General features: G+C 52.7%; 25 protein-coding genes. 11 read left to right on the plus strand and 14 right to left on the minus strand.

What is annotated here, in order from left to right:
* The first annotated feature begins 1 nt into the window (after position 1).
* Complete coding sequence (gene guaA, locus ACCW76_RS14675) at positions 2–1,582, plus strand: glutamine-hydrolyzing GMP synthase (RefSeq protein WP_436338965.1); 1,581 nt, start codon at positions 2–4, stop codon at positions 1,580–1,582.
* Between the two features lie 172 nt (positions 1,583–1,754).
* On the opposite strand, the gene ACCW76_RS14680 is transcribed toward guaA, so the two are convergent.
* The 4 genes from ACCW76_RS14680 to ACCW76_RS14695 all read right to left on the minus strand — a co-directional run bounded on the left by ACCW76_RS14680 (position 1,755) and on the right by ACCW76_RS14695 (position 5,049).
* Positions 1,755–2,018, minus strand: a complete 264-nt coding sequence (locus ACCW76_RS14680; RefSeq protein ID WP_436339029.1) for an HNH endonuclease — start codon at positions 2,016–2,018, stop codon at positions 1,755–1,757.
* Between the two features lie 703 nt (positions 2,019–2,721).
* A complete protein-coding gene (locus tag ACCW76_RS14685; protein ID WP_436338966.1) occupies positions 2,722–3,003 on the minus strand; it encodes a hypothetical protein in 282 nt (93 codons plus the stop codon).
* A 19-nt stretch (positions 3,004–3,022) separates the two neighbouring features.
* Entirely contained in the window at positions 3,023–3,808 is a 786-nt protein-coding gene (locus ACCW76_RS14690) for a hypothetical protein (RefSeq protein ID WP_436338967.1), read from the minus strand.
* A gap of 911 nt (positions 3,809–4,719) precedes the next feature.
* Entirely contained in the window at positions 4,720–5,049 is a 330-nt protein-coding gene (locus ACCW76_RS14695; RefSeq protein WP_045814909.1) for an addiction module antidote protein, read from the minus strand.
* A 251-nt stretch (positions 5,050–5,300) separates the two neighbouring features.
* On the opposite strand from ACCW76_RS14695, the gene ACCW76_RS14700 reads away from it, so the two are divergent.
* Entirely contained in the window at positions 5,301–6,077 is a 777-nt protein-coding gene (locus ACCW76_RS14700; RefSeq protein WP_283215480.1) for a DUF3750 domain-containing protein, read from the plus strand.
* A gap of 223 nt (positions 6,078–6,300) precedes the next feature.
* Here ACCW76_RS14700 and ACCW76_RS14705 read toward each other — a convergent pair whose 3' ends face one another.
* Entirely contained in the window at positions 6,301–6,480 is a 180-nt protein-coding gene (locus tag ACCW76_RS14705; protein ID WP_034825711.1) for a hypothetical protein, read from the minus strand.
* A gap of 216 nt (positions 6,481–6,696) precedes the next feature.
* Between ACCW76_RS14705 and ACCW76_RS14710 the strand changes: the two genes are divergently transcribed.
* Both ACCW76_RS14710 and ACCW76_RS14715 read left to right on the plus strand, forming a co-directional pair.
* Positions 6,697–6,945, plus strand: a complete 249-nt coding sequence (locus ACCW76_RS14710) for a hypothetical protein (protein WP_071845604.1) — start codon at positions 6,697–6,699, stop codon at positions 6,943–6,945.
* Between the two features lie 10 nt (positions 6,946–6,955).
* A complete protein-coding gene (locus tag ACCW76_RS14715; protein WP_436338969.1) occupies positions 6,956–7,450 on the plus strand; it encodes a helix-turn-helix transcriptional regulator in 495 nt (164 codons plus the stop codon).
* Position 7,451: 1 nt separating this feature from the next.
* On the opposite strand, the gene mgtE is transcribed toward ACCW76_RS14715, so the two are convergent.
* From mgtE to ppk1, 5 genes are all read right to left on the minus strand, one after another.
* Positions 7,452–8,885, minus strand: a complete 1,434-nt coding sequence (gene mgtE, locus ACCW76_RS14720) for a magnesium transporter (protein ID WP_038645445.1) — start codon at positions 8,883–8,885, stop codon at positions 7,452–7,454.
* 126 nt (positions 8,886–9,011) lie between these two features.
* A complete protein-coding gene (locus tag ACCW76_RS14725; RefSeq protein WP_034825717.1) occupies positions 9,012–9,200 on the minus strand; it encodes a YfgG family protein in 189 nt (62 codons plus the stop codon).
* Between the two features lie 150 nt (positions 9,201–9,350).
* On the minus strand, positions 9,351–9,950 hold the full coding sequence (tehB, locus tag ACCW76_RS14730; protein ID WP_200681103.1) for a tellurite resistance methyltransferase TehB: 600 nt from the start codon (positions 9,948–9,950) through the stop codon (positions 9,351–9,353).
* Positions 9,951–9,977: 27 nt separating this feature from the next.
* The gene (gene ppx, locus ACCW76_RS14735; RefSeq protein ID WP_436338970.1) at positions 9,978–11,501 is read right to left on the minus strand and encodes an exopolyphosphatase; all 1,524 of its coding nucleotides are present in this window, start codon (positions 11,499–11,501) and stop codon (positions 9,978–9,980) included.
* 5 nt (positions 11,502–11,506) lie between these two features.
* Entirely contained in the window at positions 11,507–13,567 is a 2,061-nt protein-coding gene (ppk1, locus tag ACCW76_RS14740; RefSeq protein WP_034825724.1) for a polyphosphate kinase 1, read from the minus strand.
* A gap of 182 nt (positions 13,568–13,749) precedes the next feature.
* On the opposite strand from ppk1, the gene ACCW76_RS14745 reads away from it, so the two are divergent.
* The 3 genes from ACCW76_RS14745 to pstB are packed head-to-tail and all read left to right on the plus strand — an operon-like array spanning position 13,750 to position 18,218.
* Positions 13,750–15,843, plus strand: coding sequence for an ABC transporter permease subunit (locus tag ACCW76_RS14745; protein WP_436338972.1), 2,094 nt, complete (start codon positions 13,750–13,752; stop codon positions 15,841–15,843).
* Positions 15,840–17,438 (plus strand): phosphate ABC transporter permease PstA, encoded by a 1,599-nt coding sequence (gene pstA / locus ACCW76_RS14750; RefSeq protein ID WP_436338974.1) that lies wholly within the window; start codon positions 15,840–15,842, stop codon positions 17,436–17,438. The genes ACCW76_RS14745 and pstA overlap by 4 nt, the downstream gene beginning before the upstream one ends.
* A 12-nt stretch (positions 17,439–17,450) precedes the next feature.
* Positions 17,451–18,218, plus strand: a complete 768-nt coding sequence (gene pstB / locus ACCW76_RS14755) for a phosphate ABC transporter ATP-binding protein PstB (protein ID WP_038645455.1) — start codon at positions 17,451–17,453, stop codon at positions 18,216–18,218.
* A 137-nt stretch (positions 18,219–18,355) separates the two neighbouring features.
* Here pstB and purN read toward each other — a convergent pair whose 3' ends face one another.
* Positions 18,356–18,994, minus strand: a complete 639-nt coding sequence (gene purN / locus ACCW76_RS14760; RefSeq protein WP_436338975.1) for a phosphoribosylglycinamide formyltransferase — start codon at positions 18,992–18,994, stop codon at positions 18,356–18,358.
* Entirely contained in the window at positions 18,991–20,031 is a 1,041-nt protein-coding gene (purM, locus tag ACCW76_RS14765; RefSeq protein WP_436338976.1) for a phosphoribosylformylglycinamidine cyclo-ligase, read from the minus strand. Before purM ends, purN begins: the two co-directional genes overlap by 4 nt.
* 240 nt (positions 20,032–20,271) lie before the next feature.
* Between purM and upp the strand changes: the two genes are divergently transcribed.
* The 3 genes from upp (at position 20,272) to hda (ending at position 23,340) form a co-directional block, all read left to right on the plus strand.
* Complete coding sequence (gene upp, locus ACCW76_RS14770) at positions 20,272–20,898, plus strand: uracil phosphoribosyltransferase (RefSeq protein ID WP_034825735.1); 627 nt, start codon at positions 20,272–20,274, stop codon at positions 20,896–20,898.
* 363 nt (positions 20,899–21,261) lie between these two features.
* Positions 21,262–22,545, plus strand: coding sequence for a uracil permease (gene uraA, locus ACCW76_RS14775; RefSeq protein ID WP_038645460.1), 1,284 nt, complete (start codon positions 21,262–21,264; stop codon positions 22,543–22,545).
* 93 nt (positions 22,546–22,638) lie between these two features.
* Positions 22,639–23,340 carry a DnaA inactivator Hda gene (hda, locus tag ACCW76_RS14780; protein ID WP_034825971.1) on the plus strand — a complete coding sequence of 234 codons (702 nt, stop codon included), beginning with the start codon at positions 22,639–22,641 and terminating at the stop codon, positions 23,338–23,340.
* On the opposite strand, the gene arsC is transcribed toward hda, so the two are convergent.
* Together arsC and ACCW76_RS14790 are read right to left on the minus strand one after the other, a co-directional pair.
* Complete coding sequence (arsC, locus tag ACCW76_RS14785; RefSeq protein WP_436338977.1) at positions 23,337–23,684, minus strand: arsenate reductase (glutaredoxin); 348 nt, start codon at positions 23,682–23,684, stop codon at positions 23,337–23,339. The genes hda and arsC overlap by 4 nt on opposite strands.
* A gap of 5 nt (positions 23,685–23,689) precedes the next feature.
* Positions 23,690–25,153 (minus strand): beta-barrel assembly-enhancing protease, encoded by a 1,464-nt coding sequence (locus ACCW76_RS14790; protein ID WP_038645466.1) that lies wholly within the window; start codon positions 25,151–25,153, stop codon positions 23,690–23,692.
* Between the two features lie 639 nt (positions 25,154–25,792).
* Between ACCW76_RS14790 and ACCW76_RS14795 the strand changes: the two genes are divergently transcribed.
* Positions 25,793–26,398 (plus strand): DsrE family protein, encoded by a 606-nt coding sequence (locus tag ACCW76_RS14795; RefSeq protein WP_436338979.1) that lies wholly within the window; start codon positions 25,793–25,795, stop codon positions 26,396–26,398.
* The last annotated feature ends 33 nt before the right edge of the window (positions 26,399–26,431 follow it).

A 26,431-nucleotide genomic window follows, 5' to 3' on the forward strand; every position in this document is an offset into this window, starting at 1 on the left:
AATGACGACTGAAAATATTCATAAACATCGCATTTTGATCCTCGATTTTGGTTCTCAGTATACGCAGCTGGTCGCGCGCCGCGTGCGTGAGCTGGGCGTCTACTGCGAACTCTGGGCGTGGGATGTCACCGAAGAGCAGATTCGTAGCTTCAATCCAAACGGCATCATCCTTTCTGGTGGCCCGGAAAGCACCACTGAGCTGAACAGCCCACGTGCACCAGAATACGTGTTCAATGCTGGCGTACCAGTGCTGGGCGTGTGCTACGGCATGCAGACCATGGCAATGCAGCTGGGCGGCAAGGTTGAAGGCTCCAACGAGCGTGAGTTTGGATATGCGCAGGTTGAAGTGCTGACCCAGAGCGCACTGGTGCGTGACATCGAAGATGCCATCAGCGCTGCCGGCAAACCGTTGCTGGACGTGTGGATGAGCCACGGTGACAAAGTGACCGCCATCCCAGCAGGTTTTGAAACGGTTGCCAGCACCGAAACCTGTCCGTTCGCCATCATGGCTAACGAAGAGAAGAAATTCTACGGCGTGCAGTTCCACCCAGAAGTGACGCATACCCGTCAGGGCCTGCGCATGCTGGAGCGCTTCATCCGTGACATCTGCGGCTGTGAAGCACTGTGGACGCCAGCTAAGATCATCGAAGATGCGGTAGAGCGTATTCGTGAGCAGGTTGGTCAGGACAAAGTGATCCTGGGCCTGTCAGGTGGCGTGGATTCCTCTGTCACCGCGATGCTGCTGCACCGCGCTATCGGCGATCGTCTGACCTGTGTGTTCGTGGACAACGGCCTGCTGCGTCTGAATGAAGCTGAGCAGGTCATGGAAATGTTTGGCGACCACTTTGGTCTGAACATCGTTCACGTTGCCGCTGAGAATCGTTTCCTTGACGCACTGGCGGGCGAGAACGATCCAGAAGCCAAGCGTAAGATTATCGGCCGCGTGTTCGTTGAAGTGTTCGACGAAGAAGCGCTGAAGTTGACTGACGTGAAATGGCTGGCACAGGGCACCATCTATCCAGACGTGATCGAGTCTGCTGCTTCTGCTACCGGCAAGGCGCACGTGATCAAATCTCACCACAACGTGGGCGGTCTGCCGAAAGAGATGAAGATGGGCCTGGTTGAGCCGCTGAAAGAGCTGTTCAAAGACGAAGTGCGTAAGATCGGTCTGGAACTGGGTCTGCCATACGCCATGCTGTATCGCCATCCGTTCCCAGGTCCAGGTTTGGGCGTGCGTGTCCTCGGCGAAGTGAAGAAAGAGTACTGCGACCTGCTGCGTCGTGCGGATGCGATCTTCATCGAAGAACTGCATAAAGCTGATCTGTACAACAAAGTTAGCCAGGCCTTCACCGTGTTCCTGCCAGTGCGCTCTGTTGGCGTGATGGGCGACGGTCGTAAATATGATTGGGTTGTTTCACTGCGTGCAGTAGAAACCATCGACTTCATGACCGCGCACTGGGCGCACCTGCCGTACGATTTCCTCGGCCGCGTCTCCAACCGCATCATCAACGAAGTGAACGGCATCTCTCGCGTGGTTTACGATATCTCTGGTAAACCACCGGCCACGATTGAGTGGGAATGATTTCCGCGTTAGGAATTGTCTAGCTAAAAATACCCAAAAGCCCGCTTAGTTGCGGGCTTTTGCGGTTTTGACTTAAGATTATTTGGCAATTTTTTGCATCACATAGTCTAAGTAGTACATCTACTTAATTCTCAACTGAATACGAACCTTAAACCAATTAAAGTCAATAAGATTAAGCATGCTTTTCCATGATCTCTCTTAACTCTCTTAAAGAATATGGGGGGACTCGAGTATGCGCAATTCGATGACATGTAGGACATAACGAAATTAGATCTTCTATTTTTGTTTTTCTTTTCCCTAAATTGATTGGATTTAAATGATGACAGTCGATAATATACTTGTTATTTACAAAGTATTGGTTGTTACATGACTGACAAGTGTAATTATCATTTTTTTTCCTCGCGTCAGCTAATTTTCTATCTCTAACACTCGTCATTCGGTTAAAGTCTTTTTTATATCCCTCTTCGGCTTCAATAGAGTCGGGATCTAGATATTTAGGCTTTTTCTGCCCTTCGTTTTCCAAATAAATCCGCTCGAAACCACCATTGTTTTTTCCTACGAAAGAGGTCCATGTTGTATTTGTTTTGAGAGCAAGCTTTATATTTTTAATGAAAATTCGATAGCGGGGATATCTTTTTCCTTGCCGCTCGGTATATTCTTCAGCGTTTTTACCGACAAACTCACCAATGTAGACGTAATTATCGGTGTTAGTTTGATGAAAAACGATTACATAATCATCGACCCTATCATTTGATACAACCTAACAACCAGTAGATGATATCCCCTCATTATCAATGAAGAAGTTGTGTCCTTTTGTTTTCACTGCAACTGCTGTAGAACCTTTAGGTAAAATATCTAAATATGAATCCATTGCAACTCCATATGAATACACTAAACAGCGATTTATTGTAGGTGCTGACTTTAAGTTCGCTAGAAATGTAGGTTTGTTTATATTACTTAATGCTTTTGTAAATAATTTTCAATACGGCTTTGGGTATATTTAATGACATATTCTATAACTCTTGAATCACAACTAGGATTATAACCCTCTTGACCTACTTTCCGGTGATGAAGCGTCACTTCGCTGGTAATGGTGGGCAAGAAATGAGCCGCATTGATATAGATTACAACCTGTATTCTTAACTAAAATGAATCGTTATAAGTGCCACTATCAGGGCAAAGATAGCAACAAGTAGTGATACTCCGGTCAGCAGCATCGTTGCTGTGTTAATCATCCGCTGATAGTAAAAATTCCGCATGTTATCAATGTATTTTTCGACAGCGTCACCGTCCTTTAAACCATGAGGGTGAAGGGCGTGATAGCCTTCGAACACTTTGCGTTCAATTGAATTGTGCATAGCCATGTTCCATTCATGCGTATAGTTCACAAATACATTGACTATTTTCTGTTTGATCTTCATGGGCCCTCTGAGTTACAAATCAGTCATTCTTTAGCTTATCACTGTGAAATAATTCTGTTCCGACTCCCATTGATTCAATCATTAATGGATGTGAGGGAATCTTATTTTCTTCCAGCAATGATTTGTAATATTGCATTTCCCTGTTAATGCTAAAAATATCTTCTTGTAAGTCTGCACAACGTTCTTCAACTTTCTTTCTGGCAGAAACTTCTTGCATAAGAGAGTTCTTGATATCTTCATAATCAACGACTAATTTCGCGCTCATTTCGAAATCTTTCTGAGCTTTAGAATACTGGCTTCTTAAATCTGAAAGCTTAGATAATGCTACATCTCTTTCTTGCGTCATTTCGCCCGTTCTATTGGTTGAAAGGGTGATCTCTTCCTTCATCGATTGAAGTTCTTTTTCTGCTCCTACTTTGTAACGTTCATAGGCAACATCCTTCTTAGCTCTAAATCTTTCCACTGAAATATCAGCTGTCAGCATTTTCTTTTTTCTTATTGCCAACAAAGAAGAAGTTCGACTAAGTGATTTTGACTGAAAGAAAGTGATTTTCTCGGTACACCAGGGAAGTATAAAAGTTAAAATGACAGATGCTATGAAAGGTGGAACATACATCAATGGATAAGCTGAGTTTATAAACCTGACTCTTTCTTGCATGTGAAGGTCGCTGAATAACAGAATGGCAACAGCTTCCCAGTTAAATGCCAACCAAGCAAAAATAAATACACCATAAAACGGGTTGCTTATTCTTTCCGTAGAAGTTTTTTTGAGAGATGCCAGCAACTCTTTGATGAAATCGATCATGGTATAAGAAGATTGGTAATGGGTGATTCGATAATAACCAGGAATGTAAACTAAGAAAAGTCTTGGTTCGGAATAAATACCCGCAAGGAGCGGGTAACCAGAATCAATACTCAGGGAAATGCACCTCCTCGGGCACAGTGAAAATTGAGTTAAACACTGAGCCGCCTTAAGGCTACACAGCAATGGATGGAACGGTCCAATGGCACGTCGTTGATGAAACTTACCGTCTCTAAAGCGTCTGAAAACACCCGGCAAATGCTATCATCGATATGGCGTAGTGCCGGGTGCCTCCCGCTGCTCTGGCTGGCTGATAAACTATAGAGCGGTAGCTTAGACTTGTAGCTCCAACTGATCGACTAATTGTTGGTGCCAGTTCTCCGCGAGCGCACAGCACTCACGCAGGATCAGCGCAGCATTGAAATAACCCGCTAGGCTAATATTCTTCAGATAAAAAATAGATGCTGATGAGGAGACACTTAAAGCTGATGCTGCCCGCGCTGCTGTTCAGCGTTAGGAATAAGGGCAACGATCGCCAGACTTCAGCAGCGAAACCGTAATTGTCACCAGCGGAAAGACAGGGGCCAATTCAGGATAATTGCACGGCGAACTGTACCAGTAAATTTGCGCAGCGGAGGAATATTATGCAGTCGAAGCTGACTGACGCGGGCGTGTTACCATTACGTGTGAGAAAGCATACGATGCAGTCCGCAATTCACGTACTGATCCCATCATAAATAAGCTCAATAAATAGTTACTTCCCACTGATAACGGTACGGCAGACAGTATCGAATGATGATAAAACTACTCGCAGCATACTTTTCATTAAATTAGGTTGGTAGTAAGCGATTGATTGTAAATGATTTTCGCTAATTGAATCGCCTATCAAGCCCGCTTAAATGCGGGCTTTTTCTTTAGGGGTGAGGGATAAGCCTCACCCCAGCTGCACGGGTAATCTCTGTAAGGGTAGTGAGCGTTGGATTTCCTTTTTCAGAGAGTGTCTTGTACAACTGCTGGCGCGACAACCCGGACTTGCGAGATATTTCGCTAATGCCACCTCGGGCTTCAACAACCCGGCGAAGGGCGATCAGAAAGGCAGCAATCCCGCCTTCTTCGTAGATGTCTTCCAATGCTGTTTGCAGGTAGATTTCAGCGTAATCAGGGTTTGCTCGTAGCTCTGCTACCATCGCATCGTCGTGACTGACTGCTGTTTTCTTTGGTACAGATTGATTGATGATAGTCATGCTGTTACCTCGGTGTGTTGCATAGCGTCCTCGCAAGCATTCAATCCAGCAAAAATTGTCTTTTATAAGCGACATTGACGCAAGGCAAGGGCACAAAGTAGAGTGCGCAACTGCGAGATGCATTCCAATCTCTTGTGGCCAACCAACATCAGTTTTCACAACGATTTGCCCTATCGCATAGTTAGTGAATACAAACTCACCTGAACCCATGCATGATGACGGGTGAATGATTACTCATCAGGATGCCGTCGATGCTGCCATTGAAAGCCTTTCTACTTTCTTTCCTCTGTATTGTATTGCTCTCGCTGGCAGCCAGCCTGGCGCAGGCCACCCGCACCGGTGAGTTGACCAGCGAGCGTGGTGGTTGGGCGACGGCGCGACGGGATTCGGCCGGGTTAGCGCCGGACCCACACCAATATGCCAATCTGGCTATTGTGCAGGTCTATGCCGCGCCCACTTATGGTTGGAAGGGCGCTGTCGCGGTACATCCGTGGATCATTTTTAAGCGTGCAGGGGAGACGCAGTACAACCGCTACGAAGTGATCAGCTGGGGCAGCGGGGATAAGGTGCGTCGTAACGCAAACCTGCCGGATGGATACTGGTACGGCGCAAAGCCGCGCTTGCTGGTGGAGCATCGTGGTAAGGAAGCCGAAGCGATGATTCCGCAGATCGAAGCGGCGATAAAATCTTACCCATGGCCAACGACCTATCACGCGTGGCCGGGACCGAACAGTAACACCTTTATGGCGCACATTGGCCGGGAAGTGCCTGCGTTGAAGCTGGATTTGCCTGCCAATGCTTTGGGCAAAGATTATCGCTCTCTGCTTCATCCAATTGGATTACCACCGTCGGGGCGCGGGTTACAGGTGTCCTTGCTGGGTGTGTTAGGCGTCACCCTGGGGGCGGAAGAAGGGCTGGAAGTGAATGTGCTGGGATTGAATCTGGGGCTGGACTTCACGCCATTAAAACTGCGCTTGCCGTTTATTGGCGGGATTGGGCAAGATAATCTGCAAAAGGACAATCCGTGATTGTCTGCGTTCACGTCGTGCAATAAATTGCTTAATGCCATTCACTTAAGTCAGTGAGTGCGTAGTTAACCCGGTACGCATGAATGCGCACTCTACGAAAACTGCACCGAGCAATGTAGGGCGTCATTCATGGCGATCAAAACCAGGCATTACACAATAAATTACGCCGCTATGGCAGGGTGCACTGACCAGAAGCGGCGCTATTTATCGCGGAACGGAAGCATCAGCACACGCCGAAATCGCCCTCTTCATGATACAAATTCACGCTATCTGCTCTGACCTCGATCTCACGTTTGATGGGATCGTCAATACGCGCGCACCATAGCAACTCACCTTCAACCCGTGTGACCTGCATCTTTGGGCCACCGGTCTTCGACTGCACAAAATCATCAACTTTAAACATACTGTTTCTCCCTCAGGTCAGTGATAGCGCTAAGTGTATATGGGCTTGAACTCAGGCGCGCTCGATTTTGTGCGCTGTTTTCCAACAACAATATAAGTATGGATTCCCAAGACACTTCTTGTTTTTTATCGCCTTAAATACTGCTGACATAACCTCTGAATATTCGTGATGGTTGTCCATTGACAACCATAAAATCAAAGTATAAGGTGGCTTGCAATGTCAGAACGGAAGCGACACCCGCACAAAGAGATTGAGAGCGTTTTACGTTATGCGGAAGTTCAGGGATGGAAAATTGTGCAAGGTGGGCATCATGCGTGGGGCAAAATGTATTGTCCGGAGAATTCGGCAGAGTGTCGATGCGGTGATTTCTGTATTACCTGTATCTGGAGCACGCCTAAGAGCCCTGAAAATCACGCCAGGATGTTAAAGCGAGTGGTGGATAACTGCTCAAGAGTGAAACGATAAGGATGAAAAAATGGAATTTGAATTCACGTTGCGTTTTCAGTTGAGTGAGGCCGTTTCTGATGACGAAGCCCTGGAACGACTCGGCGCTGCCGGTTGCACTGATGCGCTGGTGGGCAACGGCGTAGCAGGCAAATTGAGTCTGATGTACTGCCGGGAAGCGGAGAGTGCGCAGCAAGCGATTCGCGATGCCTTAGCTGAAGTCGCTCAGGCTTTACCCGATGCTGAACTGATTGAAGCGGCCCCCGATCTGGTGGGCCTCACGGATATTGCTGAGTTGATTGGCGTGTCGCGCCAGAATATGCGTAAGTTAATGCTCACTCACAGCCCGCAGTTCCCACGCCCGATTCATGATGGTAAAACCGCGCTGTGGCACCTTGTCGATGTGGTCGAGTGGTTAAATCAACGCGGCTCTTCCCGCGTAACACCAGGCATCAGCGAACTGGCACGCGCAACGTTACAACTCAATTTGCAGCAAGCGCTGCAACGTTACGCGCACTGTCTTTGATTTAATGGTGCAGCAAAAACACCGTCGCCAATCCAAGGAAAATAAAGAAACCGCCGGTGTCGGTGATGGCGGTGATCAGCACGCTGGAGCCTACCGCCGGGTCGCGTTTCATCTTGGTCATGATCAACGGAATCAGCACGCCCATTAGTGCCGCCAGCAGCAGGTTAAGCACCATTGCCAGCATCATCACGCCACCGAGTTGCAGGTTGTCATACATCAACCAGGTGATGCTGCCCATGATTCCGCCCCAGAACAGCCCGTTGATCAGGGCAACGCCGAGTTCGCGTACCACCAGGAAGGAGAAGTTACCGGGTTCCACCTGATGCAGCGCCAGGGCGCGCACAATCATGGTGATGGTCTGGTTGCCGGTGTTACCACCAATACCGGCCACGATGGGCATCAGTGCCGCCAACGCCACCAGTTGGGATATCGTCTCTTCAAACAGGCCAATCACACGTGAAGCGATAAATGCAGTACACAGATTGATGGCGAGCCAAGCCCAGCGCTTGCCAACCGCTTTGCGCACGGGCGCGAACACATCTTCGCCCTGACTGATCCCCCCCATCTTACGGATGTTGCTTTCGTTCTCCTCATTGACCAGATCGATTACGTCTTCCACGGTGATACGCCCAATCAGCTTGCCTTTAGCATCAATAACGGCGGCGGAGATCAGGTTATAACGTTCAAAGGCACTGGCCGCTTCTTCGGCTTTGTCATCAAGCTGAAAGGTGGTCGGGCGCGCATTCATCACATCAGAAACCAGCGTTTTAGGCTTGTTGAGCAAAATGTCGGTAAGTGATAACTCACCCAGCAGCTGGTTCTGTTCGTCGGTAATAAAGATTTTATCGGTGCCATCCGGCATGCTTTTGCGCTTACGTAGGAAACGCTGCACGGTAGCGAGGGTAACGTCAGAGCGGACGGTCAGAATATTGAAATCCATCACCTGGCCCACGCGGTCGCGATCAAGCTCGATCACTTCCAGCAGGCGTGCACGCAGGTTTGGCTCCAGCGTGGTGAGCAAACGTCCGGTTAAGTCGCGCGGCAGATAGCGCGCCAGATATACCTGATCGTCGATGTCCAGCGGCTCAATAGCGTGCAGAATCTCGCGATCAGTCATACCTTCCGTCAGGCTGGCCCAGACGGTTTCTGAAGCTTCGACCAGCACGCGACCGCGCTGCTCGGAGGGCACAAGGCGCCATAATGCCAGACGTTCTTGTTCGGGGAGCGCTTCGAGGATATCCGCTAAGTCAGCAGCATGCAGCTGCTGCAGCTCTTCTTCCAGCTGATGGCGCCAGTCGGTGATCTCCCGCAGCTCGGCGGCATTGAGATCGATAGATTTATCCAGCAGCACATCAACGAGATCGTCCTCGCTAAGGAGCAGATGCAAGATGCGCTGGCGGATTTCTGTTAATTGTTGTGCATACGGAGCAGACATAACGCGTCCCTTGTGTCTGTAAAGTCAGGTCAAAGTGTAGCGCGTTGCGGGTAATCAGGGCGTATTTAGCGGCATTGTCACAAACGGGCAATGTGCAGCGGCAAGCAACGATGACCCGCAAGTTCCTTAGCGCGAATCGCTGGTGCTCAGTGTGGTGACCGGCTCAGGTGCGGCTTTTTTTTGCTGATGGTGCTCAATCGCACCGGGGATGATGAAAATCAGACGGCCAACCAAAATAAAGAAACTGATCAGCAAAATAATGCGAGTCATGGTACCGGTTTTGGGACGTCTTCGTGCAGGGATGGCGCTGTTCACGCGGGGTGGTTCCTGTAAATGCCCGGCTGGGCGATGGCAACATTTAGTCACAGTTAGATCGTCAGGTCAATCGCTGTGCGAAAAATGAGCAGCAACGGTTAAAGTTGCGTTGATCAGAATCAGATTAGGCCGCATCTCGCGGCCTGGTCATCAATAGCTGGCTTTTTGCGCCAGTAGCGTGGCGAAACGGTATTTGATGCGATCGCCGTTTTCATCCCGACGATGCAGTTCACCGATATCTTCGTTGTATTTCACGATGTGCCAGTTGCGATAGTAATGGCTCAGCTCACCGGATTTGAACGTGAACGGGAAGTTCTGCGAGTTGGGATAATCATCCGTACTCATCGCCGCCACAATCAGGTTGTAGCCATATTTCACCGTACTGGCTTGCATATCGGCGATCAGCTGTGGGATGGATTCCGGTTGCAGGAACATCATCACCACCGTGGAGAGCACGAACTGATAGCCGCCATTGAAACGTACCTGGTTGAGATCGCACAGCTCAGTGCGAATGTTCTCCAGATTCTCTTCCTGAATAATGCTATTCAGACGCTCAAGGCTCACGGGATTGCTGTCCCAGGCCGTCACATCAAAGCCGTGCTGATTCAGGAACAGGCTGTTACGGCCCTGGCCGCAACCGAGATCTAACGCTTTGCCCACTTCCAGTTTTGGCAGTGCAGCCAGCACTTCGGAGTGGGTCGGCGTCAGACCATATTTTTCCGCGAAATAGTTATCGGGGCGTATTGTCATAGTGATACAGCGGGCCAGTAGCCCGCATTACTCCTCTTCCAGCGTCAGTTTCCAGCCGGTAACATCATTCCAGTAAGCTTGCTCGCGCTCCAGATCCAGCTGCACCAGCGTATTCTGGCTCAGATAGCCACGCGGGAAAGTCAGCGTCCAGTTGCTGTCATCGGCCTTAAGCTTGAGCGAGTCCGGCCTGGTTGTTGCCTGGCGCTGATTATTCAGCAGCGTGCCCAGACGCAACAGGAACACCATCGGCAGGAACTGTTTCTTTTTGAACAAGGTGAAACGGGGCATTTCATCCTGCTTCACCGCTTTACGGTGATAGCGTACCAGCATGGCCAACAACATCTGTTGATCCTGATTAAAACCAGGCATGTTGGAGTTCTGCAGGATGTAAGCTGAATGGCGCTGCATGCCGCTGTGATTGATGGTCAATCCGACTTCATGCAGCAGTGCAGCCCATTTCAGCAGCGCGGAAAGCTGTGGATTTGCCAGCTTAGGATTTTGATCCAGCCACTGCAGATACAGCTGCTCGGTGGTTTCCAGCACACGACGCGCCTGATCGCTATCGATGGCGTAATGGTTTGCCAGACTTTGTGCGGTGCGGCTGCGAATATCCTGATGACGGAAACGGCCTTCCATCTCATACAGCACACCTTCACGCAGTGCGCCATCAGACAGGCGCAGCTCACGAATTGCCAGCGCATCAAATACGCCACACAGAATCGCTAACCCCGGCACAAACACCGCTTTCCGCTCTTCTGACAAGCCCGGCAGGCTCAACGCATTAAACGACTTGTGCTTCAGCACTTCAGAGACCAGCATCTCCAGCGTTTCCGGCGTGATCAGCTTCTCTTTTTCACCCATTGCCAGCAGCACTTCGCAGGCCGCTTTGATCGAGCCTGAAGCGCCGAGCGCATACTGCCAGCCGTGCAGACGATATTGCCAGGCCATGGTTTCCAGCTTCTGCGCTGCGGACAAACGCGCGCGACGGAAGTGTTCAGGCGAAATTTCCCCTTTCGGGAAATAGAGATTGGCAAAGCTGACACAACCCATGCGGCGGCTTTCCACCAGCTGCGGTTCAAAATCCTCACCGATCACCAACTCGGTTGAACCGCCGCCGATATCGATCACCAGCTTGCGGCCTTTCTCCGGCTGCGTGTGCTCCACGCCCATGAAAATCAAACGCGCTTCTTCGTTGCCAGAGATGACTTCAATCGGATAAGGGATCACCTCCGCCGCACGCTGCAGGAACTCTTCGGCATTGGTGGCGATACGCAGCGTGTGCGTACCGACGATAGTGACGTTTGCCGGGCTGAACCCCTGTAAACGCTCCGCAAACAGCGCCAGGCAGCTCAAGCCACGCTCCATCGCCTCATCGCTCAGGCGATTTTGCGCATCTAACCCATCGGCCAGATGCACGCGCTGTTTCAACCGCCCCAACACTTGCATGGCGCCATCGACCACACGGGCAATCACCATGTGAAAGCTGTTTGAGCCCAGATCGATGGCAGCAAATTCCTGCGGTTTCGGCGTACTTTTATGGGAAATTGGCATAGGCGTTATTCGGGTTGTTCCAGTTTCTTGATGTAATCGTAAATCGCCAGCTGCGAGCGCACCTTCTTGCGATTGCCGCGCGGAACATAACGGTTACTCAGTTCTTTGTCCACGATGCGCGCTTTTACGGTATCACTCAACAGAATGGCAATGATATCCAGAATGCGCTGCTTCACGCGGGGATCGAGGATCGCCACGGCCACCTCAATGCGGTGATCGATATTACGCGTCATCCAGTCTGCGGAAGAGAGATAAACCTTTTTCTCGCCGCCGCTCTCAAAAATATAGACGCGGTCGTGCTCAAGATAACGGTCAACGATGCTGGTAATGCGAATATTTTCACTGATGCCCGGTAAATCAGGGATCAGAGAGCACATGCCGCGCACCAGCAAATTGATCTTCACGCCCGCAGATGACGCGGCATAAAGGCGATCCACCAAGCCGTTATCAACGAGGTTATTGATTTTCAGCGTAATGCCGGCCGGTTTTTTCTGCTGAGCATTGGCGATCTCGGCATCGATCAACTTATACAGCATGTCGCGCGAGTTTTGCGGCGACACCAGTAAGTGCTCGAACGTCACCGGGCGATACGGGTTTTCAATAAAGTTAAACACGCGACGCACTTCATTGGTAATACGCGCATCGGCAGTCAGCAATGAATAGTCAGTATAAATGCGTGCGGTTTTTTCGTTGAAGTTGCCGGTACCGATATGCGCATAACGCACGATTTCATCGCCTTCACGACGTGAAATCAGGAACAGCTTGGCGTGAATTTTCAGGCCTGGCGCGGAGAAGATCACGTGCACGCCCGCTTCGGTCAGGCGTTTCGCCCAGCGAATGTTGGCTTCTTCATCAAAGCGCGCCTGCAGCTCAACCACCACCGTGACTTTTTTACCGTTGTAGGCGGCGTGGATCATCGCATCCATGATGCGTGAGTTTTTGGCCACGCGATAAATGTTGATCTTAATCGCCAGCACGCTTGGGTCGAATGACGCCTGGCGAAGCAGCTCCAGCACGTGCTCAAAGGTGTGATACGGATAGTAGAGCAGCACATCACGATTACGGATGGCATCGAAACCGTTGCGGAAGCCATCAAAGCCGATGTGGCGAATTTGCGGCAGCGGACGGTTTTCCAGGTTGGCTTTGCCGACATTCGGGAAGCCGATAAAGTCTTTAAAGTTGTGGTAACGACCGCCCGGCACAATCGAATCGTAGTTCGAAATCGACAGCTTGTGGCGCAGCATTTCCACCATCGCATCCGGCATATCACGCTGATACACAAAGCGCACCGGTTCTGCGTTGAGACGCTGCTTCAGGCTGGAGGACATCAATTCCAGCAGGCTCGATTCCATCTCAGTAACCAGATCGTACTCAGCATCGCGCGTCATCTTCATTGAATAAGCATTCAGCGCATCGTAATCGAAGAAGCCTTTGAAGATTTCATCCAGGCAATAGCGCAGGATGTTATCCAGCAGAATCATTGGTTTGCGACGGCGTGGCGATTCAGCCGGCAAGTTGACGAAACGGGGAACTTTGTCGGACGGGATTTCCAGCAGAGCATAACGAATATCGTCGCCGCGAATGATCTCGACCGCCAGATAGGTGTAGTCGTCTTTAAGGAACTCAATCAGATCGGTGTCGTGATTGATCAGAATCGGCGTGACGTGCTGGCGTAATTGATGTTTGAAGTAATAGCGCAGCCACTCTTGCTGATTCGGCGACAGCTGGCGTTCGTTAATCAGGAAGATCTGATTACGGGCCATTTCCAGCAGCAGGTCGTTATACAGTGCATCGAATTCCTGATCCGATTTCTGCACCCGCAGCTGAATTTTTTTCAAGATATGACGAAGGGTCGTCGGCGTGCCCTGTTCCTCACCAATCAGAATGCGACGTTTCAGATCGGCGAAGCGCACTTTGTAGAACTCTTCGAGGTTGTTGGAATAGATTCCCAGGAAGCGCATGCGCTCAATCAGCGGGTTAGTCTTGTCCGCTGCTTCCTGTAATACACGTTCGTTGAAGCTTAACCAGCTTATTTCTTTTTCTATATACAGCTTTTCCTGACCCATTCTGACTCCGTGATGCTGTTGCTGGACGGATTGTCCGGCGGGAAAATCGCAAAAATGCGCCTCCGCTCAGTGTCCGTCACCATTATGGCGAGAGTATGGCAAGCTTGTCCAACGCCAAAGGTTGTCTTATCAATCAGCTACGGGCAACATAGCGACGTGTTTTCACCTGTAACCTGGCCTGCATGAGCATAAATCGTATCCCTGTCCATTTCAGCGACCGCCGTCGCCGCGCTGTCGATCAGTTGGTTCGTCGCGTGGTGACAGGCTGCGGCGTGGGCATTTTACTGCTGATGCTGCTGCTTTTCTTCTGGCTGATTTGGGTGGTGTTACCCCTTTTCAGCGCGCCGGGCATGCAAGCCACCACCAATATCCAACTTTGGGATAAAGCCCCGGTGCTGGCGATGGGCAGTGATGGGCACCTCGGCTGGCGTATCAGCCGCAATGAGGCGCGCTTTATTCCACTCGATGGACAGCCCGCCGCTGAGGCACTGGCGCTGCAACAGCATCCTGATGCGGCGGTCAACAGCAGCAATAGCAGTAGCGTATTACTCAATATGCAGGGCGCGCTGCTGCTGATGCAACCGCTGATCCACGAAAATCATGGCCAGTGGTTCTTCCCGTTTGGCGATCGTCCACTGCGTCTGGCGCAGGGAGCAGTGACCACCATGGCGCTGACCTCGCTGAGCGATCACCAGTGGCGGATTGCCGCCCAAACGCCTGCGGGCATCAGCGTGATGACGCTGGAGAACCAGCAAACCGTCAATCAGATTTTGTTGCCGCAGCAGCAAGCCGAGCATCTACTGTTATCCCCCGACGGCACACTGCTGTACGCCAGTGAAGGGCGCTTGCTGCGTGTGTGGCAAATCACACCAGAAGGCGCACAACTGCGTGAAACGCAGACCCTCAACCAGCGTCCGCAAAGCCTGCATATCCTCACCGGCGGCCGCACGCTGCTGAATCAGGATGCACAGGGGGTGAAACAGTGGTTTGCTATTGCGAGCGATAAAGGGCCACGGCTGCAGGAAATACATACCTTTGAGCACAGCCAGGATGCGGTGAAGATCGTACCTGAGGCGCAACGACGTGTGTTTGCCACCTTTAATGCTGCGGGGGAAATCAAACTGTTCGCCAGTAAGCAGCAAGGGCCAATTTTGACGCGGCAGTTAGCTCCCGGTATTCAGGCGCTGGCATTTTCACCCCGCGGTGATGCGCTGATTGTGGAGCGGGAAGGGCAGTGGCAACAGTTTGCTCTGGATAATCCCTGGCCCGATTTCACCTGGCGCAATCTGTGGCAAAAAATCTGGTACGAAAACTATCCGCAGCCGGATTGGGTATGGCAATCCACTGCGGCTGGCGACAGCTATCAGGCCAAATTCAGTCTGATACCGATGGTGCTGGGCACACTCAAAGCCGCCTCGCTGGCGCTGCTGTTTGCCACGCCGCTGGCTCTGGCGGCGGCAATGTACACCGCATGGTTTATGTCGCCGGGGTTACGCCGCTGGGTGAAGCCGGGCATTGAGATGATGGGTGCGTTGCCGAGCGTAGTGATTGGATTGATTGCCGGGGTTTGGCTGGCACCCCATGTGAGTACTGCGCTGGTCGGCGTGCTGCTGTTGCCGCTGGTGCTGGCGGTTACTTTATTGCTGTGTGGCGTGCTCAGTCCGCACTTGCCCTTGCGTTGGCGTCGGCCCGGTTTTGAAGTGATTCTACTGCTGCCGGTATTGCTGGCCGTGACCCTGTTAACGCTGTGGTTGTCCACGCAGCTGTGGCCGGATATCGGCGAGCGGCTGGCGCATTATGAGCAACGCAACTTATTGGTCGCAGCGCTGGCGATGGGCTTTGCGTTGGTTCCGCTGATTTTCACGTTGTCTGAAGATGCCCTATTCAGCGTGCCAGGCGCACTGGGACAAGGTTCACTGGCGCTGGGCGCCACGCCGTGGCAAACCCTGACGCGTGTGGTGCTGCCAGGCGCATCGGCGGGGATTTTTGCTGCCCTGATGATCGGTTTTGGCCGCGCAGTAGGTGAAACCATGATTGTGCTGATGGCCACCGGTAACACACCGGTCAGTGAAGGCGGCTTGTTTGCAGGGCTACGTGCGCTTTCGGCCAATATCGCCATTGAGATGCCTGAAGCGGCAGCGGGCAGTGCGCATTACCGAATTCTTTTCCTGAGTGCGCTGTTGTTACTGATATTCACTTTAGTGATCAACACCGTCGCGGAGTTGATTCGTCAGCGTCTGCGCCAGCGCTATAGCCAGCATGAGGGACAGGGATGAAAGCGATGCGTCAAAACGATCGCTGGCGCTGGCTAACAGCCGGTGCGGTGGCCGTGTGTTTACTGGCGTTTACCTTGCTGATTGGCCTGCTGGCATGGCAGGGCATGCGCGCCTTCTGGCCACAACCGGTGGATCAATACCTGTTCCAGCCACCGGAAGGCTCGGCGGTGATGGTGCTGGGCGAAACGCTGCACAAACAGCCGCAGGGCGAGCAGTGGCGCTATGTGGTGAAAACCGGCAATCGCGATTTTTCCGCACCGGATTTCCGTGTGCTGTATAGCCAGGGGGCGGCGAAAACGCGCCGTCCAGCAGATGCGATTGTGTTGCAGCGCCGCAGCGGCGGCAATGCTTACGGCTGGCTGATTGAGTTGCGGGAAGACAACGAAGTGCTGACCGCACGCGATCGTGATGCGCTGTTGCACCAGCGGTTGGTACAGGTGCATGAGCAGTTACGTCAGGCCAGCCATATTCGTCGTGTGCAAATGGCACGCCTTAATGCACAGCTGGAAAGCCTGCAGCAGCAAGCTGATGAGCAACGTCAGCGCGGCACGTTCACCCTGCAGGATCAATCGGAATTCGATGCCAACAGCGTGGCGCTGCAGCGGCGCTTTAGCGCACTAGCGCAACAGCTGACCCATCTGCAACATGAGAGCGAACGCGACACGTTGGTGCTGCGCGATGTGCAGGGGCAGGATCACATTATTCCGCTGGCGCAGGTGGTGGATGCCTGGTATCCAAATGCGATGTCGTTTGGGCAGAAGTTGCAGCACTTCTTCAGTCAGATCTGGCAGTTTGTCAGCGATTCACCCACATCAGGCGGCGGTGAGAGCGGGGCGTTCCCGGCGATTTTTGGCACCGTGTTGATGGTGTTGCTCATGTCGATCATTGTGATGCCATTGGGCGTGGTCGCGGCGGTGTGGCTGCACGAATATGCCGGACGTCATACGTTAACGCGTCTGGTGCGCATCGCGGTGGTGAATCTCGCCGGTGTACCGTCGATTGTGTATGGCGTGTTTGGTCTGGGCTTCTTTGTCTGGTTGATCGGCGGCACTATCGACCAGCTGTTTTTCTCACGCGCACTGCCGAATCCAACGTATGGCACGCCGGGCCTGCTGTGGGCGGCACTGACGCTGGCGTTGCTGACATTACCCGTGGTGATTGTCGCCACCGAAGAGGGGCTGTCACGCATCCCGGATAATCTGCGCCAGGGCTCGCTGGCGCTGGGTGCCACGCAGGCGGAAACGCTGTGGCGCGTGGTGTTACCGCTGGCGGTACCGGCGATGCTCACCGGCCTGATTCTGGCAGTGGCGCGTGCGGCCGGGGAAACCGCCCCGCTGATGCTGGTGGGGGTGGTGAAAATGGCCCCGGAGCTACCGGTGGATGCGGTGTTCCCGTATCTGCACCTCGACCGCAAATTTATGCACCTCGGTTTTCAGATTTACGATTTGGCCTTCCAGAGCCCGAATATCGACGCTGACCGACCGCTGGTTTACGCCACCGCCTTGCTGCTGGTGGTGATTATCCTGTCGCTCAATCTGCTGGCGATGGCGCTGCGGCATCGGCTGCGCGAGCGTTACCGCCTCATGACGCACTAGAAAGGTTTTTAGATGACGCCCGATTACGACATCGCGTTAACCGTTAACCAGCTGTCGCTGTGGTACGGCGAACGCCAGGCGCTGAACAATATCGATCTGCACATCCCCAAAAACCGCATCACAGCGCTGATTGGCCCGTCCGGTTGTGGTAAGTCGACGCTGCTGCGCTGCTTTAATCGCATGAATGATGTGATTGATCGTTGCCGCATAGAGGGCGAAATTCTGTTGGATCAGCATGCGGTGATGCAGGCCAATCAGGATCTGCCCGCGCTGCGTCGCCGCATTGGCATGGTGTTTCAGCGGCCGAATCCGTTCCCGAAATCGATCTATGAGAACGTGGTGTACGGTTTGCGGCTGCAAGGGGTGCGCGATCGTCGCGTGCTGAATGAAGCTTGTGAACGTGCGCTGCGTGCGGCGGCACTGTGGAGTGAAGTGAAGGATCAGCTGGCGCAGAATGCGTTGACGCTCTCCAGCGGTCAGCAGCAGCGTCTGGTGATTGCGCGCGCCATTGCCATTGAGCCGGAAGTATTGCTGCTGGATGAGCCAACATCGGCACTCGATCCGATCTCCACGCTAGTGATCGAAGAGTTAATGACCACGTTAAAACAGCATTTCACGCTGGTGCTGGTGACGCACAACATGCAGCAGGCGGCGCGTGTGTCAGATTACACGGCGTTCATGCATAACGGGCAACTGGTGGAGTTTGATGAAACCGATCGTATCTTCACCTCGCCAAAAGCGCGTAAAACCGAAGATTACATTACGGGTAGATTTGGTTAAGGGATAAGCCACTTGCTCTACGTTTTCAGGGGGTAGAAAGGCAGCAGGTTTTAGCAGCCCCAGGCGCTGACATCAGCCAGTGACTGGGGTGAATTAAGCGGGGTAACGTGTCTGCAAGCGGCTGAATAAGGTGAAAATCAGTCGTGCGCGTAACCCTGCGGTGGCAGCGGTTGCCCATCCAGCCAGGCTTTTCCATCACGCATCTGCAAGCGTCCATCGACAAACCAGCTGATCACCAGCGGATAAATCGCATGCTCCTGATGCTGCACGCGTGAGGTGATCTCTTCTTCATCATCTTCAGCAAATACCGGAACGCGCGCCTGCAAAATCACCGGTCCGCCATCCAGTTCGTCAGTAACAAAGTGCACCGACGTACCGTGTTCCTCATCACCATTGTCTAGCGCCTGACGATGGGTATGCAGTCCGGGATATTTCGGCAGCAGCGACGGATGGATGTTCACCAACCGGTCGTGATAATGCGCGACAAACGCCTGACTGAGAATGCGCATGTAACCGGCCAGCACCACCAGGTCGGGTGCATAGGCATCGATTTCCTGCATCAGTTGGCGGTCAAATGCATCGCGGTCGGCAAAGTCACTGGCGGCGAGGCTATGACCCGGTACGCTGGCTTCCTGCGCACGCGTCAAACCAAACGCTGAGGCTTTATTACTGAAAACGGCAGCGACGCTGCCGTTGATACGCCCGCTTGCGCAGGCGTCGAGGATGGACTGAAGATTGCTTCCGTTACCGGAGATCAGTACAACCAGTTTTTTCATGGATTAATAACCACTCGCTCTTCTGAGTCAGAGGCTTTAATCACGCCGATTTTCCACGCCTGTTCGCCAGCGTCGGTCATCAGCTGTACCGCTTTATCGGCATCGGCCGGGCTCAGCGCGATGATCATGCCCACGCCGCAGTTAAAGGTGCGGTACATTTCATGACGGCTGACGTTGCCTGCCTGCTGTAACCAGCTGAACACGGACGGCCACTGCCAGCTCTTCTCGTCAATCACCGCCTGAGTATTGTCTGGCAGCACGCGTGGGATGTTTTCCCAGAAGCCGCCACCGGTCAGGTGAGAAATCGCGTGCACATCCACCTGTTCGATCAGGCTGAGGATGTTTTTCACGTAGATGCGAGTCGGTGCCAGCAGGTGATCGGCCAGTGGTTTGCCATCCAGCTGTTTGGTTTCTGGATCAGTCTGGCTGACTTCCAGAATCTTACGCACCAGCGAATAACCGTTCGAATGCGGGCCGCTTGAGCCCAGGGCGATCAGCACGTCGCCGTCCTGCACTTTCGAACCGTCAATGATTTCTGATTTTTCCACCACGCCGACGCAGAAACCGGCCACGTCGTAGTCTTCACCGTGGTACATGCCTGGCATCTCAGCGGTTTCACCGCCGACCAGCGAACAACCTGACTGCAGGCAACCTTCGGCGATGCCGGTGATCACCGCAGAAGCGGTATCCACATCCAGTTTGCCGGTCGCGTAGTAGTCGAGGAAGAACAGCGGCTCAGCGCCTTGCACAATCAGGTCGTTCACACACATCGCAACCAGATCGATGCCGATGCTGTCATGACGTTTGAGATCCATCGCCAGACGCAGCTTGGTGCCGACGCCATCGGTTCCGGAGACCAGCACAGGCTCGCGGTATTTCTGCGGCAGCGCACAGAGCGCGCCAAAGCCACCCAGTCCACCCATGACTTCCGGGCGACGAGTTTTCTTTACTACGCCTTTAATACGGTCAACCAGATCGTTACCAGCATCGATATCAACACCGGCGTCTTTGTAGCTGAGAGAGGTTTTGTCGGTCACTGCGGAATCCCCACGCGAATTGCGGTTGGTGGCAAAAATTAAGCGCGCTAATTCTACCAGTGCAGGCAAACGTTTGCGAGTCCCATCTCATGCCGCTTTGCACAGCGCTGATTTTTCGCCAATCCTTATGATCACGCGGATCGCGCTAAGCCATTGACCAATGACAAGTGGCGCAGCGGCAAAAAGGCGGTATAATCCGGCGATTTTTTTTTAGCTCAACTCAATTCCGGGAGAACAATCATGAAGATCGTGGAAGTCAAACACCCGCTGGTCAAACATAAACTGGGCCTGATGCGTGAGCATGATATCAGCACCAAACGCTTCCGCGAGCTGGCCTCGGAAGTCGGCAGCCTGCTGACTTATGAAGCCACCGCCGATCTGGCCACCGAGCGCGTCACCATCGAAGGCTGGAACGGCCCGGTTGATGTCGATCAAATCAAAGGCAAAAAAATCACCGTGGTGCCGATCCTGCGTGCCGGCCTCGGCATGATGGAAGGCGTGCTGGAACACGTGCCAAGCGCGCGCATCAGTGTCGTTGGTGTTTATCGTGACGAAGAGACGCTGGAGCCGGTTCCTTATTTCCAGAAGCTGGTGTCAAACATCGAAGAGCGCCTGGCGCTGGTGGTTGACCCGATGCTGGCGACCGGTGGTTCGATGATCGCAACCATCGACCTGCTGAAAAAAGCGGGCTGTAACAGCATTAAAGTACTGGTGCTGGTGGCGGCGCCAGAAGGGATTGCAGCGCTGGAAAAAGCGCATCCAGACGTTGAGCTTTATACCGCGTCAATCGATCAGGGATTGAACGAGAAGGGCTATATCATCCCGGGCCTCGGCGACGCCGGCGATAAGATCTTCGGTACCAAGTAATGACCGCTCCGGGCTATTTTGCTTGTCACTTTGCCCCCGGGCAGTGCTCGAAATCCTCACGTACTTCAGTACGCTGCGGTTTCTCCGCGCTGGCCGTGAACAAATTGCCTGCGCCAATAACGCCCGGTCTGCCAATGTGGGCAGAATATGCATTCGCATTATTGAATGAAAAGTAGTTAAGCAGCCGGCCGAAGAGTCGGCTTTTTTTTGGCAAAAACACAACAACCATCCCCAAGTCATTCGAGCCATGGCAAGGCGGCAATCGAGATCATCCCGATGAGCTTACTCCAGTAAGTGATTCGGGTGAACGAGAGCAGCCAACGCAGCCATGGTTTGAAGGACGAAGGGGAGAGGGGATAAATGATGACTCGTAGGGCTATTGGTGTCGACGAACGTCCACCGCTGCTGCAAACCATTCCACTCAGCCTGCAACACCTGTTCGCCATGTTTGGTGCCACAGTGCTGGTGCCAATTCTGTTCCATATCAACCCGGCCACCGTGCTGCTGTTCAACGGTGTCGGTACGTTGCTGTATCTGTTTATCTGTAAAGGCAAAATCCCGGCGTATTTGGGTTCGAGCTTTGCGTTTATTTCACCGGTGCTGCTGCTGTTGCCACTGGGTTATGAAGTGGCGCTCGGCGGCTTTATTCTCTGTGGTTTCCTGTTCTGCGTGGTGGCGTTGATTGTCAAAAAAGCCGGCACCGGCTGGCTTGACGTGATGTTCCCCCCCGCCGCGATGGGCGCGATTGTTGCGGTGATCGGTTTGGAACTGGCGGGTGTGGCGGCCAATATGGCCGGTCTGCTGCCAGCCGATGGCACCTCACCTGACAGTAAAACCATCATCATTTCCATGGTGACGCTGGCGGTCACGGTGTTTGGTTCCGTGCTGTTCCGCGGCTTCCTCGCCATCATCCCGATTCTGATTGGTGTGCTGGCAGGCTACGCGCTCTCATCCTTTATGGGCATTGTGAACTGGCAATCGGTCGCCGATGCGCCGTGGTTTGCACTACCAACCTTCTACACGCCGCGCTTCGAATGGGCCGCGATGTTGACCATCCTGCCTGCGGCGCTCGTGGTGATCGCTGAGCACGTTGGCCACTTAGTCGTTACCGCCAATATCGTGAAAAAAGATCTGATTCGCGATCCCGGCCTGCATCGCTCGATGTTTGCTAACGGCTTGTCCACCATGATCTCCGGTTTCTTCGGTTCCACGCCAAACACCACTTACGGTGAGAACATCGGCGTGATGGCGATTACCCGCGTATACAGCACCTGGGTGATTGGCGGGGCGGCGATCTTCGCGATTCTGCTCTCTTGCGTCGGTAAACTGGCGGCCGCGATTCAGGCGATCCCGGTACCGGTAATGGGGGGTGTTTCTCTGCTGTTGTACGGGGTGATCGGGGCTTCCGGTATTCGCGTATTAATTGAATCTAAAGTGGATTACAACAAAGCGCAGAATCTGATCCTGACCTCGGTGATCCTGATCATCGGCGTCAGCGGCGCGAAAGTGCATATCGGCGCTGCAGAACTGAAAGGCATGGCGCTGGCCACCATCGTTGGCGTCGCGTTGGCACTGATTTTCCGTGTAATCAATCTGTTACGGCCTGAGGAAGTGGTACTGGATGCCGAAGAAAAGCGCGAAAGTTAATGCGCTTTGCCGGGCAGGGAAGCCTGGTTCATCTCTTGCAAGGATCGTGATAAACTTGCGCCGTTTTCTGCCTGCTCATCCGTTGAGGTACTTCTGAACACGCCGGCACAGCTTTCACTGCCACTCTATTTACCCGATGATGAAACCTTTGCCAGTTTCTGGCCGGGGGAAAATCCGTCTTTGCTGGCGGCGCTGCAAGGCGCACTTTCTCAGCAGCACGGCAGCTATCTCTATTTCTGGTCACGCGAAGGCGGCGGCCGCAGCCACCTGTTACACGCGGCCTGCGCAGAGATGTCGGCGCGTGGCGAAGCGGTAGGTTATGTTCCGCTGGATAAGCGCACCTGGTTCGTGCCGGAAGTGTTGGATGGCATGGAGAATCTGGCGCTGGTGTGTATCGATAATATCGAATGCATTGCCGGTGATGCGGAATGGGAGATGGCGATTTTCGATCTCTACAACCGCATTCTTGAAATCGGCAAAACGCGTTTGTTGATCACTGGCGATCGTCCTCCGCGTCAGCTCAATCTTGCACTGCCCGATCTTGCATCACGTCTCGACTGGGGCCAGATTTATCGCTTACAGCCGCTGTCTGATGAAGACAAACTCCAGGCGATGCAGTTGCGTGCGGGGCTGCGTGGTTTTGAGTTACCGGAAGATGTCGGGCGCTTCCTGCTGAAACGCCTCGACCGCGAAATGCGCACGCTGTTTGATACGCTTGATCGATTGGATCGCGCCTCTATCAGCGCGCAACGCAAGCTCACCATTCCCTTTGTGAAAGAAGCGCTGGGGCTTTAAATAATCTCCAGCACCGCTTCAGGTGGACGACCAATACGCGCCTGGTCACCGTTGATCACGATGGGGCGTTCAATCAGTTTGGGATTGTCCACCATCGCCTGGAGCAACTGCCCTTCACTCAACTGCATGTCGGCCAAATTCAGCTCTTTATAGAGGTCTTCTTTACGGCGCATCAGATCGCGCGCACTGCTCATTCCTAGCTGCCGCAGCACTTTTTTCAGCGCCTGTACGTCAGGCGGTGTCTCAAGATACAGCACCACTTCAGGTTCAATGCCTTTATCCTGCAACAGCGCCAGGGTTTCGCGGCTCTTGCTGCAACGCGGGTTGTGATAAATGCTCACCATTATTTTTATCCTTTCTGATACTGACGGAACCGCTTCTGCAGTTCGCGGAACTGATCGATGCGTGCATCGTAACGTGCCTGTTTCAGGCTGCCGAGCGGCACCTGGGCGCTGGCACTGCTCAGGGTGGTGATCGCCTGATCGAGCTGGCCATTGAGTGCTAATCCTTCCGCTCGTGCCGACAGCTCCTCATCCCGTAATCCCTGTGCTGCCGAGGCTTGTGCCAGCAAATCCCAGGCATTGACGTCATCGGGATGGGCAAAGGTATAACGATTGAGGATGCGCGTGGCGTTAGCGGGCTGTTTCGCTTCGACATAAGCGTTAGCGAGGTTGAGCTGTAGCACCGGATTGGTGCTGCTACCTTTGGCACTGGTTAGCATGTTGATCGCCTGCTGAGGCTGGTTCAGACCGATGTCGATATCCGTCATGATATCCAGCAACCAGACGTTATCCGGCTGTTTCGCCAGCATCGGGGTGATGATTTTTTTCGCACTGTCGAAGCTTTTCGCCTGCAGGAACTGCACTGCTTTGCCATATTGCGACGCCATCTGCTCACGCGAATTCCCTTTAGCGTATTCATTTAACAGGTCATCGGTCAGCTGATTACGGCCCGTGGCATACATACCCAACGAGCGCACCTTCGCCATATAGAAGCCTTCAGATGACTGAACCACCACCGGGCGCATCTGGTTGGCACGGTTACGCGCATCGGCTAAACGGCTATCCGGTAAGGGGTGAGTGAGCAAAATTTCCGGGGGTTTAGAAGAGAAGCGGCTTTGATCGGCGAGCTTTTGCAGGAAACTCGGCATCGCCTGCGGATCGAAACCGGCGCGTTGCAGCACCTGAATGCCGATGCGGTCGGCTTCCTGCTCGTTGGCCTGAGTGAAGCTGATCATGCCCTGTTGCGTGCCCGCCAATGTACCGGTCAATGCTGCCATCCCGGCTTGTGGGCTGGCAATGGCGAGCAGAATCGACCCCAATGCACCCACCCAGGTGAGTGGCGCATTACGCTTCTGCTCTTCCATCGCACGTGCCAGATGACGTTGGGTGACGTGGGAAATTTCGTGCGCCATCACCGACGCCAGTTGGCTTTCGTTATCGGTGTAGCGGAACAATGATGAATGCAGCACTACGTTGCCGCCGAAAAAGGCGAAAGCGTTAAGTTCGTCATTCTGAATGAGAAAGAAGTGAAACGGCGTGCGCACCGAATTGGCATGCGCCACCAGGCGCTGCCCTAACTCATTGATGTATTGATTTAATAGCGGATCGTTAATCAGCGGCGCACTGGCGCGCAGTTGGCGCACGTAGAAGTCGCCAATTTGTAATTCCTGATTAATGGATAGCGTCGAACCCGCTGTGGTTCCCATATCGGGCAGATTATCACTCACGTCCGCGCGCACGGAGAGCGCGGGCGTCAGCAGCAGCGTAGGAATAAGGGCCGCCAGCACTGATTTTTTCAACCGGTTAAACATGCCTTGATCCTGTAAAAGTCACCTGCAATTGGACAGGTAAGTCGTTCAAATGTTCTGCGCGTTCTTTCCTTTGACGCAGCGCTTCTATCTTAACCAGCGCGTGGTAACAAGCAAATGAAGAAGCGACACAGACTTAAAATGAAAAAATGGCTGCAGCGGGTGCTGATTGCAGCAAAAAATTGAATAGTCCGCCACGACCAGGTTAGCGCTTTTACAGGTTCAGAAGTTAAAGTTACGTAAAGTTGCTCAAAATAATTGAATCTGGCATGAACTTTTCCAGGTTTACTCTGAAAAACAAACGTCAAAACAGTGAACTGGCCTGTTTTATCCATCAGTGATTTTAATGGTGATTTTTTATTGGGTCGCCGAAATTTTAGTTAAGTATGGTCATATTTTCAGCGCCACTGGCTTGATAAAACCTAAACAGCTGGCAGTCGATTCAAGCCAGTTATTTTTTTAGGCATCTCTTCGGCTCAATCGAAAGCATTATTCAATTAGCCTGACTAATTATTATTTCCGCAATGAAAACCCCGGACAGGCCAAAACTGCAGGACTTTTGCCCTGCTCACGCTGTGATATAGATAAGGCACTTTATTCAAACGGACTGTGAATTAGCGCAGTGCATGCCGGAGAGTTTTTATGCGTTCTGTTGTCTCTTACGCCCTGATTGCGATCGTGGGTGGGTTTGTTGGCGCCACCGTCAGCAAAAGTGATGATATTTATCAGCGAGTAGTGAGCCATTTTTCTGCCGAGCCAACCGATCCGGACGGGTTCTGGAGCACGCCTGCTGTCGATGGTTACGGCAAAATCCATTACGAATCTGATGCCGCCTTTAAACCGGTCGTCGGGCTGAGCAACAAAGTGGTGTTTCAAATCACCAAAAGCGAAGGGGACATGAGGCGGCCTAATCTTGGGCTGGAGCGCGTCGCCCGCGTAGTCAACCTCTACATCGCTTCAGGCGTGCCGGCCGATCAGTTGCACTTTGTGGTCTCTGTGACCGGAGATGCCACGCCTGCCATGCTGGATAACGCGCATTTCCAGCAATTCTACAAAGCTGACAACCCCAACCTGGCGCTGATCGGCGAGCTCAACAAATTAGGTGTCAAAGTGTCGGTGTGCGATCAGTCAGTGGCGTTCCATCACTTCCCGAAAGACTGGATTGATCAATCGGTTATTCATGCGTTGTCCAGTCCGACCACAGTGTCGACGCTGGAAAATCAGGGTTATGCCTTCCTGCAAATGTAATTGGGCTTAGGGTCTTCTATCGAGGAGAAGTGA

This window comes from Pantoea sp. C8B4 (genome assembly GCF_051336905.1).
In the GTDB taxonomy this organism is placed as follows: domain Bacteria; phylum Pseudomonadota; class Gammaproteobacteria; order Enterobacterales; family Enterobacteriaceae; genus Pantoea; species Pantoea rwandensis_B.